The sequence below is a fragment of the [Scytonema hofmanni] UTEX 2349 genome (genome assembly GCF_000582685.1).
Lineage (GTDB): Bacteria > Cyanobacteriota > Cyanobacteriia > Cyanobacteriales > Nostocaceae > Hassallia > Hassallia hofmanni.
Genome location: NZ_KK073768.1, coordinates 1,001,486 through 1,013,835 on the forward strand (window position 1 = coordinate 1,001,486; position 12,350 = coordinate 1,013,835).

10 protein-coding genes are annotated in these 12,350 nt (G+C 40.4%); 5 read left to right on the plus strand and 5 right to left on the minus strand.

Annotated elements, in window-relative coordinates; genetic code table 11:
* Positions 1–130: 130 nt before the first annotated feature.
* Complete coding sequence (locus TOL9009_RS0109465; RefSeq protein WP_029632588.1) at positions 131–430, minus strand: hypothetical protein; 300 nt, start codon at positions 428–430, stop codon at positions 131–133.
* Positions 431–839: 409 nt separating this feature from the next.
* A complete protein-coding gene (locus TOL9009_RS0109470; protein WP_051502856.1) occupies positions 840–2,633 on the minus strand; it encodes an iron uptake porin in 1,794 nt (597 codons plus the stop codon).
* Positions 2,634–2,753: 120 nt separating this feature from the next.
* Between TOL9009_RS0109470 and TOL9009_RS0109475 the strand changes: the two genes are divergently transcribed.
* A complete protein-coding gene (locus tag TOL9009_RS0109475; RefSeq protein WP_029632590.1) occupies positions 2,754–5,141 on the plus strand; it encodes a tetratricopeptide repeat protein in 2,388 nt (795 codons plus the stop codon).
* 137 nt (positions 5,142–5,278) lie between these two features.
* Here the strand turns inward: TOL9009_RS0109475 and TOL9009_RS0109480 are convergent, their stop codons facing one another.
* Positions 5,279–5,467 carry a hypothetical protein gene (locus tag TOL9009_RS0109480; RefSeq protein ID WP_029632591.1) on the minus strand — a complete coding sequence of 63 codons (189 nt, stop codon included), beginning with the start codon at positions 5,465–5,467 and terminating at the stop codon, positions 5,279–5,281.
* A 530-nt stretch (positions 5,468–5,997) separates the two neighbouring features.
* Here TOL9009_RS0109480 and thrC point away from each other — a divergent pair.
* Positions 5,998–7,089, plus strand: a complete 1,092-nt coding sequence (thrC, locus tag TOL9009_RS0109485) for a threonine synthase (protein ID WP_029632592.1) — start codon at positions 5,998–6,000, stop codon at positions 7,087–7,089.
* A 104-nt stretch (positions 7,090–7,193) separates the two neighbouring features.
* Here thrC and TOL9009_RS0109490 read toward each other — a convergent pair whose 3' ends face one another.
* Positions 7,194–7,661 carry a hypothetical protein gene (locus TOL9009_RS0109490; RefSeq protein ID WP_029632593.1) on the minus strand — a complete coding sequence of 156 codons (468 nt, stop codon included), beginning with the start codon at positions 7,659–7,661 and terminating at the stop codon, positions 7,194–7,196.
* 196 nt (positions 7,662–7,857) lie between these two features.
* Here TOL9009_RS0109490 and TOL9009_RS38700 point away from each other — a divergent pair, with 196 nt between their 5' ends.
* The 3 genes from TOL9009_RS38700 to TOL9009_RS0109505 all read left to right on the plus strand — a co-directional run bounded on the left by TOL9009_RS38700 (position 7,858) and on the right by TOL9009_RS0109505 (position 10,321).
* Entirely contained in the window at positions 7,858–8,793 is a 936-nt protein-coding gene (locus TOL9009_RS38700; protein WP_051502857.1) for a YihY/virulence factor BrkB family protein, read from the plus strand.
* A gap of 68 nt (positions 8,794–8,861) precedes the next feature.
* A complete protein-coding gene (locus tag TOL9009_RS0109500) occupies positions 8,862–9,365 on the plus strand; it encodes a DUF4112 domain-containing protein (protein WP_029632594.1) in 504 nt (167 codons plus the stop codon).
* Positions 9,366–9,385: 20 nt separating this feature from the next.
* Entirely contained in the window at positions 9,386–10,321 is a 936-nt protein-coding gene (locus TOL9009_RS0109505) for an alpha/beta fold hydrolase (protein ID WP_029632595.1), read from the plus strand.
* Between the two features lie 1,039 nt (positions 10,322–11,360).
* Here TOL9009_RS0109505 and TOL9009_RS0109510 read toward each other — a convergent pair.
* Positions 11,361–12,344 (minus strand): GGDEF domain-containing response regulator, encoded by a 984-nt coding sequence (locus tag TOL9009_RS0109510; RefSeq protein ID WP_029632596.1) that lies wholly within the window; start codon positions 12,342–12,344, stop codon positions 11,361–11,363.
* Between the last annotated feature and the right edge of the window lie 6 nt (positions 12,345–12,350).

Genomic DNA, 12,350 nt, shown 5'->3' on the forward strand with positions numbered 1-12,350 from the left:
CCCTCATCGCTTGCGGGGAGGGGGTTGGGGGTGGGGTTCTTGTACCTCATGACACCGGGAAGTGCTGTATGTTTAATGGGTAATCGTAAAAAACGTATTTCCAATTACCCATTACCAATCCCAATTCGTATTACTGTTGCATTGAAGGTGTAGAAAAAACTCTGCTAGATATTGGAATACGCGGATTAGGTTTAGTAGCAGGTATGGTGTTGCTAGAAGCAATTGGTTTCTTATTAGTATAATTTGTAGAATTGTTCGATGTGATTGATGTATTTGTATCTACGGTAGGTGATTGAGAAGATACAGAAATAATATTATTAGGATTTTCGCTCTTTGATTTTACTGGAGTTTGCGCTTTGCATGGAGTAAGAAGCCAAGCGGAATTGGCTACTAAAGCAAGTGCTAGCAGATTACGGATATATTGATTCATGCTAATTGCTAAGATTTTTTAAACTTCTTTAAGATGAGAATAATTTTTTTGATTGCTTTTGAAATAACAAATTTATTTCTGGAAAGAAATAGTTGCGCTGTCAACTAAAAATTGAATTGGATAGTGTTAAGCTAATAAATGCATCATGATAACCTGCGTTTTATAACAGAATGAGACAGCGCAACTATCAATAATTTACTTCTAATTGTATGTTTGAGAATAGAGAGATTTTACTTAATTTTATTTGGACGAATATTTTTATATAATCAAGTATTAATTCGCAGACTTATTCAAATATATTATATTTTATATAAACTCTTTATAAAGTGTACTAAGTAAAAGTAAATTACTCTTTATATATTTGTAGTAGGAGTTGAAACGCCGATTTTAAGCACTGAAGTGCTTACTACTAAAATCTGAAGCTACTACGCAAAATACCTATGGTAATTGGGTCACTATCTGGTGTATTACCAGGTTGTAAGATATGAATTACCGCTGGTGTGATGGTGATATTATCTGTTAGCTGAAAGCGATAAAAAGCTTCGAGTTGAGTGGTGGTTCCTGGTTGTCCTCCTTTGCGTCCTAAGCCTGTATTTAAAAAGTCTGGGACATTGTTTCCTAGAGATAAGTCGCTATTGGTTATTTTTGGAGGTTGTCCGATATAAATTCCGCCCAAATTGCCTTTGCGAAATAAATCAGGAAAATTCAAATACACCATGTAATTTGTGGTTTCCACATTTCCCGATCGCCCAGGAATATAAGAATTAGTATAACCGCCCCAAGCACCTAAGGTAAGGCGAGAAGAAATTTGCCAATTGACAGTAGCACCAACAGCATTAGTTTGTAATGCTTCTGATTTACCTGTGCTATTAACCGCAGTTAAACAATCATCCCCTACGAAAGTCAGCAAACAACCATTTGAAGAATAATTATTAACATAATATAAACTGACATCAAAAGCATCAGTTGGTGTGACTAACAATTGCACACCTGTAGTCGTGTTTCCATCAAATAAACCGTTGCGTTTACCAGGATTTTGCGGATTATAACTAGCATATAATGCTTGCAAACTAGCGCGTTTGGCAAATTGCCAATCAACAGCTATACCACCTTGTCCGAAACCCATATTTAAAATTGGGTTGCGTTGAGCAAAATAAGATAATGGTCCGGTAGCAGCGTTTTCTACTCGGTTTGGACCTCTAAATGCAGTAGTCATATTTACATATGCTGTTCCTATCATCACAGCCAAGTTGTCAGTAATTAAATGATGATAATGGAGGTCACTTAGTATAACGCTGTTATTTGTCGGATATTCATAACCAAGTATAACGTCGTTGCTAAATCTGGGTGCGGTGGAACCGTCAGCTGCTAAAAGACCTGTTACCAAGTAGCTGCGGGGGTTGAATTGGGTAGTTAAATATAACTGTGATAAGGAAATAACATTAATGTTTGTACCCGCATCTTCTGTGTCTTTTTTGCCATCTCTGGGAGCAATATCAGCACGATTGCGGCTTCTTCCTTGAATACTAACTATCGTGATCCCGCTGAGTTTTGTTGTTGGAGAAAATTGGTTGCTTTCTATTTGAGTTGCACGGGCTTCTAAACTATCAACTCGATTGCGTAAGGTTGCTAATTCTGGGGCAAATTGTGACTGTAATTTTTGCAAAGTTACTAAATCTTCGCGGCTGACTAAATCACTGGTGGCGGTAGCAATTAATTCATTGACTCTATCTAAACAAGCATTCAAACCGGCAGCAAATTCATACCGAGTTAAAGCACTCTGGCCTCGATAAGTTTCATCTTGATAACCTGCTATGCAACCATAGCGTTCAACTAAAGATTGCAACGCTTGAAATGCCCAATCTCTAGGTTGTACGTCTTTAAGTTGGGAAACCGATGTAACTTGCGCCATCGGATCGTCGTTTTGAGGAGGGGGGAATGGGGAGTAGGAAGTGGGGAGAGAGGGGGATAGGGCAAAAAAAGAATTATTCTCCTTATCTCCTTGTCCCTTTGTCTCCCCCTCTCCTTGTCTCCTATCCACTTGAGACATCGCTTTTTGTGTAAATCCGTGAATTCCCGCAATTAATAACAATGCGAACATTAAGGCTTTACTTTGATTGCGAAGCAGTTTATCTTCCAACTTTTTACACTCTACACACACACTCAAGGGGTGAGTGTATTCAAAATTTTCTGGTTTTGGCATGAGGAAATTTACTGAACTTTTCCAAAATCAGACTAATAAATTTCTGGGCAAATTTAAATAAAGACGAGTATAAAAGTAAAAATACTTCGCAAAAATACCGATTGGATTTATTGAACGAACATGGCAAACCCCACCCAAAAGCTGACACCAAAACCTTCTAAACTTAACATGCAAGGTGCAGATACGATGAAACCCATTGTGAAAAAAACCCTGAAAAAGCCGGTTAAGTTTCTGCGACAAGAACCGAAGTCGCTGAAAACTTCCATAAAAAAGGAAAGTTGGCTATCGTCAATGTTAGCTGTTGGGATTTTGTCGGGTAGTACTGCTTTAATTGGGCTTTTTGTTTGGATCAGCCTTATTTTCATACTCAATCCCGAAAAATTAAGCTGGTTAAATAATGTTTTACCAGAATGGGCAAAAATCTCTAGCCAACAAGAACACCTGCAAACTCTTTCAAAAATTAAACTAAATCTCAAAAACAAAGGACAAATAGCGGGGGAAATTTTACCTTTGGATGGTGATGCCGAAAAATCTTTTTTACTGCCAATTTACAAGCAACGGGTAAATTGTCAGTCAGATTGTAAATACATTGTTGAACTTAGAGTCTATAAGCTTTCGCAAGATCCAGAGACACAATCAGCAGCAGAAAAACACTATTATTTAGCAACTCAATTACCTGTAGCTGGACCTGAAGAATCTTTTGTAATTGCCCCTTTGATTGATGCAACTTCGGAAAATCAAGGTTCTAGTATTTCTTTACCTTTAAATGAAGTGAAACGCTTTGAAGGCAATATATCATCTGGGATTTGGTTTTATTGCAAAGGACAGCGCATTCAAGGAACGAATGCGATCGCTTACGGTCACATTCTGCATTACAATCCAGAACATAGCAACTTACAACTGATGTTGTCTTGGACAAGCCCTAACGGAGAATTACCCAAATGGCAGGAGGTTACTAATAATGGTACAAAAGAGTTAATCATCGAGCAAACTGTCGGTTTAAAACCGCAATTACGAGTTTACCAAATTCAATCAGCAAACTTTTTTCTCGACCCTATTCAATTAGAAGAAATTTCTCTCAGACCTCCGGCACTCCAGGATTCAGCTTATCAAGATGCTTTGTCAATTGCCCGCAGCGGTCTTTGGACACCAGCTTTTGAATGGTTGCAATTCATTCAGAAACAGCAAAAAGAAAAAATGCCGGCGACAGCGCAAGCGCAAATCGATTTGATTCGCTTGCATTCTCAACTTACCAAAATTCAAGCTGATAAAATTTGGGCTTCTCCCAGTCAACAAGTGTTAGCAGATTTGATTGATGGTCGTTGGCAAAAAGCTTTACAGGTGTTTGAGGCATCGCCACAAAATGCCCAAGAAATTGCTACTTTATTGAAAGCTGATGAAGGACGGTTGTGGAATCGCACAGAAGCAGCTTTAGAAGTTAATCCTAATAGACCAGAGGTGCAAGCTTGGGCAGCTTTGATTTTAGCAGCTAGCAAAGGGCAAAATCGAGCAAAATCCTGGTTGGAAGAAGCCAAAATCACACCAGAGAATTTGACGCATATTCAAAGTTTGTTGAGACAACTTAATGGTGAGGTAACACCGATTCCGTCTACTCATCCTAGTCGAATTATTGGTTCGGTAAAGCCAATTTCTTCTATTAACTCTGCGGAGTGGCTGCAACTTGACTCAAAAGCAGATTTGAAAGCTGTAAATAACCAATGGTATCAAGTGGAGGTGAGTGCATTTCATGACGGTAAAGGCTGGCTAAATTCACCTTTTGCAAATTTGAGCTTACCGAAAACTTCCCCAGAGAAATTTCTCTGGTCAACTTTGGGGATAAATTCCGATGCGGAAATTCAGATAGTTGTCTGGCTAGCAAACGGAGAACAGCAAACAAGCACCGCTACTATCAAAGGAGTGCAACTGCGGGATGGGGTTTTGCGCCTATTGGCTGCTGGACAAATAATTCCCCAACCAAGAAGCAATGCTGTGCAACCGCATCCTTTAGCTTTGACAAACGCAGCTTTGGAATGGGTGCAACCATCACCGATAACTCTCGAACAATTGGAACAACAAGATCCACAACGAGTAAAGACAATATTACCGACTATTTGGCGATCGCTTCAACAATCGGGTAATCTACCGGCTGGTACTATTCCTGACTTGCAGCAAATGCGACAAAAGTTAGGCTATTGGCTTATTCAACAAATTGATTTGACAGGTAATAATAAATCCGAAACTGTACTGACTATTTCGGCAGACGCAATCGCCGCTTTGAATCACTCAGCACCTAAAATTAAGGCAGAAGACAAAAATTTCTCTCGTCCGCGTACCCTCATCTTATCAGATGATGGTAAACTAATTTATACTGACTTCAGTAAAAACTCTCAACAAATTTTGACAGCGATCGCCAAAATTTCAAACGGTACATCTTTAGCTTTACTCGTTGAAAATGGCGATCGGTATAGCCTTAAGCGCTGGAGAGAAAATCATCAGCGCTTTGAATAACAGTTACTTTGCACTTTATTCTGGCTAGACAAAAAGAGCGATCGTGCCAAGTTTAAAAAATTTCAGCTTCTTAAATTATTTTGGTTTATCAGGTCAGCTTATTTATTGACCTGAGCTTTCAGCCAAAATTGAGGGAATTATTCCTCTAATTCAGTAGCTGCAATTCGTTGCTGCTTCAGGCTTTGCAACTGCTGCAACAAAGAGTCTACCTCTGCTTGCAATTTTCTAAATTTGGCTTGCTGATCGTCTTGATAAAAAGCCTTGGTTAAGCGGGTTGCCCAGTCGGTTTGGGACGTGCGATCGTCAACAGATGAACAAGTTGTCATAGTTAAATGAGATCCTAAACTCAACTCACACAATCAGAGATATTATAATAAGTCAATTTTAAGCTTTGTTAAATCATTAAAAACTTTCAATCACTTAAGCTAATGAATCAAAGCCTTTGTCATAAGAGACTGCGAACAAACGGGCTTTGTTCCAAAAAAATTATACATTGATTTGGGCATTGGGCATGGGGCATGGGGCATTGGGCATGGGGCATTGGGTATGGGGCATTGGTAATAATTCTTTTCCTATTCCCTAATTCCCAGTCCCCCTCCTACTGGGGATTTCCCTGTTCCCTGTTGCCTGTTCCCTGTTCCCTCTTAAAAAACGTGTCCAAACCTTCCCACCAATATCAGTTAAACGATAAACTGGCATCTACGATTAAATAAAAAAGGCAGGTGGAACGGTTACACCACAAAAAAGAATTCTGCCTTCTGAATTCTTGTTTAACCATAAATGCGCGTTAGCATCCGATGGTTAAAAAAATCTACCACTTGCTTTATTCAGTTAAAGTAAAAAACTTTTAAATCCTGTGACTTTGAGCCTATCTGCTGCTAAATCTCATCGCCAACCCTGGCTAGGACTGATAGAACAATACCGCGAATACTTGCCTGTTAGCGAAAAAACTCCGGTTGTCACCCTCTTTGAAGGTAACACTCCCCTGATACCAGTTCCGGCGCTGGCAGAACGCATTGGTAGACAAGTACGCGTGTTTGTCAAATACGACGGTCTTAATCCCACTGGTAGCTTTAAAGACCGAGGAATGACAATGGCAATTTCCAAGGCTAAGGAAGCTGGGGCAAAAGCGGTAATTTGTGCTAGCACAGGCAACACCTCAGCAGCGGCGGCAGCTTATGCTAGACGTGGGGGAATGAGTGCTTTTGTTTTAATTCCCGATGGCTATGTAGCATTAGGCAAGTTAGCACAAGCGTTGCTTTATGGCGCAGAAGTACTGGCAATTAAAGGTAATTTTGATCAAGCGCTGGAAATTGTCCGTGAAATGGCTATCAGTTATCCGGTAACTTTGGTAAATTCAGTCAATCCTTACCGTTTGGAAGGACAGAAAACAGGGGCGTTTGAAATTGTCGATGTCCTGGGTAATGCTCCAGATTGGCTGTGTATCCCGGTGGGCAATGCGGGAAATATTACAGCATATTGGATGGGCTTTTGTCAATATCATCAAGCCAAAAAATGCGATCGCTTACCTCGAATGATGGGATTTCAAGCCGCAGGTGCAGCACCTTTAATCACCGGTCATCCCATAGCGCATCCGGAAACTCTAGCCACAGCAATTAGAATTGGCAATCCCGCAAGTTGGGAAAAAGCGATCGCTGTCAAATCAGCAAGTATGGGCAACTTCCACGCCGTCACCGACGAAGAAATCCTTGACGCTTATCGACTTTTAGCGTCAGAAGAAGGCATTTTCTGCGAACCAGCCAGCGCTGCTTCCGTCGCCGGCATGTTGCAAATAAAAGACCAAATACCCGCAGGCGCAACCGTGGTTTGCGTCCTCACCGGCAATGGTTTAAAAGACCCAGATACAGCCATTAAACACAATCACAGCAAATTTCAAGTCGGCATCGCACCGGAACTCAAAACAGTAGCTGAGGCGATGGGGTTTTAGAAGAGTGGGGAGATGGGGAGGCAGGGGAGGCAGGGGAAGAAAAATCAGTTCTTTTCTCCCCCCCTGCTTCTCTTCTCCCCCTGCCTCCCCTGCTTATCCGAACCCTATTGACTCCTCTCCCCATCTCCCCCTGCTCGCTCTCGCGTCAAGCTATCAATCGCATCACCTAAGGCGGTGGTGAGGTTGTTGCGGCTTTGGGCATGGTTGTCTTGCTCGATTTTCAAGGCTTGCAGCAGGCGATCGCGTTCTTTCATAACTGCAATTAATTTGGGTTGCAATTCCTCTGGAGATTTTAGTTGTTCAATTTCTGCTTGAATAGCTGTCGCTGTTGTCGAGTCGGGTAATGTGGCATCTTCAATACCCTTGAGTTTTTGAATTTCTGCCTTCAATTCGGCGATCGCCACCTGCGACATCTGAGCATCTGTGCGGCGTTGTTCAGCTTCAGTATTGTAAAGTTGACGCCATTTCTCAGCACTTTCCCAACCAGCATCAGTACGCTCTTGCAGTTGCGCCATTTGCTGTCTCAACGTTTGAATTTCCGTCAACCATTGTTGTGTTAATTCTTGACTCATAAATATTTTGACATTGGGCATTGGGCATGGGGCATGGGGCATTGGGCATTGGGCATTGGGAATAGAAACAATTGTATTTATTCGCGCATCATAAAAAGCGTCTTTAATTCCCATTGCCCATTAAACAATTGCCCATTGCCCCATTCTTCATCAGATTTGGCAGACTAGTTGAGAAACCCAACCAGCCACTAAAATCATGGCAAAGCCTCGTTTTGTCCGCTTTTTTCGCCACCTCAATGGTGGCACCTTCAAAAAAACCTTTGCCAATACCATCAAACGGCGACTTTTGGGACTAGCCTCGGAAATTGCCTTCAATGCAATGTTATCGTTGTTTCCCGCAATTATTGCCGCCCTGACAGCGATTGGCTTATTTGAAGAATCTTTACAAGATACTTTTAAACAGATGGCAGCGCAGCTGAGTCAAATCGCACCAGAACAAGCACTGGCTTTGATTCGTGATTTTGCTACGAAAGAAATTACCAACCCCAAAAACAGCGGTTTGTTTTCTCTGAGTTTTGCGATCGCCATTTGGACTGCTTCTGGTGCGGTAAGTACGGCAATGACAGCCCTCGATCAAATCCATCAAATTCCCGCAGATAAGATGCGCCCTTTTTGGAAAGCTAAACTCATCTCTTTGGGATTAACAATTGGCACAATCATGCTTTTTGTGATGGCTTCTTTTTTGGTCTTTATTAGTGACTTAGTATTGCAACTGGTATGGCGTGAAAATGATTTTTTCGGATTATTATTGCATTTTTGGCAGTTGTTTCGCTGGGCTTTAGCTTTAGGTATTATTGCTACTGCCTTTGCTTTTATCTATCGCTACGGTCCTTCAAAGTGGAATTCAGGTACGCCGATGATGCCTGGGGCGATTATAGCGGCTATTTCGTGGGCGATCGTATCGAGTCTATTTCGGGCTTATGTGGCGAATTTCGGTAACTATAACATCGCCTATGGTGCAGTGGGAGCGGTGATTGTTTTAATGCTGTGGCTTTGGATGAGCGCTGCGGTTCTTTTAATTGGGGATCAATTAAATGTAGTTGTGGGTGAAGATATGCGATCGCCAAAGGCGGGTGCTACCGCATCATCGCACCACCGTTCTGATAGCGATAAGCATAATAGTAACAATTAACTCTAGAAAAAGGCACACATAAGAGTAGAATATTTAGCGATTAAAACACTCATATACAAAGAAGCTCCATGTCTAAATCTCCTATAAGGTTCACAATTGAACCCGATGCCAAAGCGGCTACCTTAAAGCGCTTGCGTCAACTTAGCCGTTTGCTGGATAATGCTATAACCATTCCCGGAACGCGGGTTGGTATTGGACTAGATCCACTTATAGGATTCATACCTCTTGGTGGTGATTTTTTAGGGGTGATGCTTTCTGCCTATATTGTCCTAGAAGCGGCGCGATTAGGCGCACCGAAAGCAACTTTGGGCAGAATGGTCTTAAATATTATCATTGATAGCTTGTTGGGCGCTGTACCAGTGCTGGGAGACATTTTTGATTTTGCTTGGACAGCAAACGAGTATAATATTAAGTTATTAGAAGAACATTTAAAATCTCCCGGACAGAGTAAGAGCGCAGACGCATGGTTTGTATTAGCGCTTTTGCTCGGATTATTGCTTGTTGCCATTGTATTAGTAGCATTGCCTGTGATACTAATTAGACTGCTCTGGCAAGCCTTATTTGGTGTTTAAATTATTTGTTGATAAAAGGAATGAAAGATTGGTGGCAAGCTACTTTTCCTAAAGGACGACAAAATTTAATCATTACTGATGCTAATGGATATCCTGTACAAATCGCTTATGGCGAAAAAGGTACAGGTAAACCGCTCATTCTATTACATGGTATGGGCAGTTGGAGCTATAATTGGCGTTACAGTGTCGCCCCGTTATCTGAATATTTTCGGGTAATTTGTTTTGATGCTAAAGGTTACGGTTTTTCTGAAAAACCTGTGTTTCGTCGAGAAAAAAGCGGTCATCAACTTATTGAGTTAGAGAGAATAATTCATGCTTTATGTGATGAACCCGTTGTAATTGTCGCAGAATCTTTGGGGGGAGTAGTTGCCCTTGCTATTGCTGAAAAAAATCCTCAATTAATCGCGCGGTTAGTGGTACTAAATGTACCTATTTTTCCGCAAAGTTTGCCCCATTGGGGAATGTCGTTGCTTGCACAAACGCCCTTAGAAATATTGCAAACAATTGATAGCTTACGTTTAGCATATTTGTTTGCACCTTTAGTAAGAGAAGTTATGGGAATAGAACGGCGTCGGGTGCTATTCGATCCATCAATACTTACCCAAGAAGATGTTTACTGGATAACTTACCCGTTTATTGAGTTTCCTGGTACTTTGGTGAAAGTTGCCGAAGAGTTACAAATAGCCGCGCGAGAAATTGAGCATTTGCAAGCTAATAAGCCGAATATGCTTAGTGAAATTCAAAATAAACTTGGTGATATTCAATCTCCCACACTAATTTTGTGGGGTGAACAAGATAGTTGGTTTCCTGCTAGCGATGGCGAGAAATTGCGTCAACGTCTGAAGAATGCTAAATTGCAAATTCTACCTAATTGTCATCATGATGCTTCTTCTGGTGCTGCACAAGCGGTTAATGCCGCTATTATTCAATTTATGCAGGATACAGATTTTATCTAAATAATCACCCTAAAAATAGATATTAGCAGGTATAACCCTCGTAGAGACGTTCCGCCGGAACTATAACCCTCGTAGAGACGTTCCGCCGGAACGTCTTTACAATTTGAGAATATTTTGGCAAAATACCCATAAAAAAAGAGTGGGAGGAAGCATATCATTCGCTTTCAAACTCCCACTCTTTCATTTGCCGCTGAAGCGTTCAGAAATATTTACGGACGATGCGCTTTATTTAGGGGGGCTAATGTGTCGAACAAATACAACGCCCGTATGCGCTTAATATTTCTGTTGCAGCAAATGGAAACTTGATTATTGATTTTTATTTGTCAGAGTTGCAATCTTAGTATATCTTTTTGGGATATACATTATTTGCCTCGGAAACTTGTTTGATAGAAGAGGCATCACAAAAATTATTCCATCTTGTAACTTGCCCTGATAACCACACTCTTGAAGTCCCTGATGTTTAATAATTTAACTGATTTGATTGAAGCATAGTTGCCAAAATGGCAACTTTTTTAAATAGTTGAATTCGTATCAAAAGTAGCAAATTTAAATTCATTTTTCGTTTATTTTATCTACAAAATTTAACTACAAGAGTGCTTTGATACAATTTTGCAAAAAACCCATAAAAAAAGAGTGAGAGGAAGCATATCATTCGCTTTCAAACTCTCACTCTTTCATTTGCCGCTGAAGCGTTTAGGAAAATTTGCTAACGTTGTCTGTTCTTTTGGGGGCTAATGGTACGTTAACGACAACGCCTGTAGAGAATAAAATTTCCTAATGCAGCAAATGTCAAACCTTATTATTGATATTTGTTTTTTGAGATAACTAGTTTTTGACTACTAGATATCTTTAGTTTTTACCTAAAAAATACTTTTGAAAAAAGTATTTTTTAGGATAATTTAGTAGCCTGTACTCCCTGATAACAACACCCTTGAAGTCGTTTATCTTCATACAATTTAGCTAACTAATTTAGAGCTTAGTTGCCAAAATGGCATCTTTATTTATATTTGATAATTGCTCATTTCTAACTTTTTTATATCTATGAATCTGATAAGTGCTTGGGATTTGCGAGTCGTTTAGCACGTTTATGCTGATACATTAGCTTGTCAGCTTCTTCTATCAATTGTTCTAGTGAAACGTTTTCATTTAAGGTACATTGTGTGATACCAACACTTATGGATAGTTGATACGAGTAATTATGCTCTTGATTAAAGCGATCAATATTTGCTTGCAATCGAGGATAAGATTCATCTGTATACTGGTGGGAGCAGACAGGAATAAATATTACAAACTCATCTCCTCCTATACGGGCAATAATATCCGAATCACGGAAGGTTTGCTTTAGTAATTGGGCTGTGTCAACGATCGCTCTGTCTCCGATTTCATGCCCTAGAGAATCATTAATCTGCTTTAAACCATCTAAATCAAGAAACAAAAGACAGCAAAACATTTGTGTGCGTTGGGCAATTTTTAATTGATGATTTGCGAGCCAAAAGAAACCACGTCGATTATGTAGTCCTGTCAACTCATCAGTTAGGGATAGCTGCCTTACCTCTGCTTCAGCCTTCAAGCGTTCCTGAATTTCATGCTCTAGGCGTTGATTTTGTTCAAGAAGTTGTTGATGTTGTTGTTTGATGAGTAGCTGATTTCTGACTCGCATTAGCACTTCAAGTTCTTGAAATGGCTTGGTGATATAGTCTTGTCCACCCAGTTCAAAAGCCTGCACTTTATCATTAATTTGGTCAAGGGCACTAATAAAAATAATCGGAATTTGCTCTGTTATTTTTGATGCTTTCAACTGTTGACAAACTTCATAGCCATTCATTTCGGGCATATTGATGTCAAGCAGAATTAGATCCGGTGGATGTCGCTCGGCGGCTTGTAATGCCATTCTCCCATTAATGGATTTACGGATGGTATAACCCTGTAACTCTAGTATTTTGGTTAACAACCGTAGATTATCGGGGGTATCGTCCACGATCAGGATATTCGTTTCCGAAGGGGATTTAAGTAAATTAGGCATAATCTT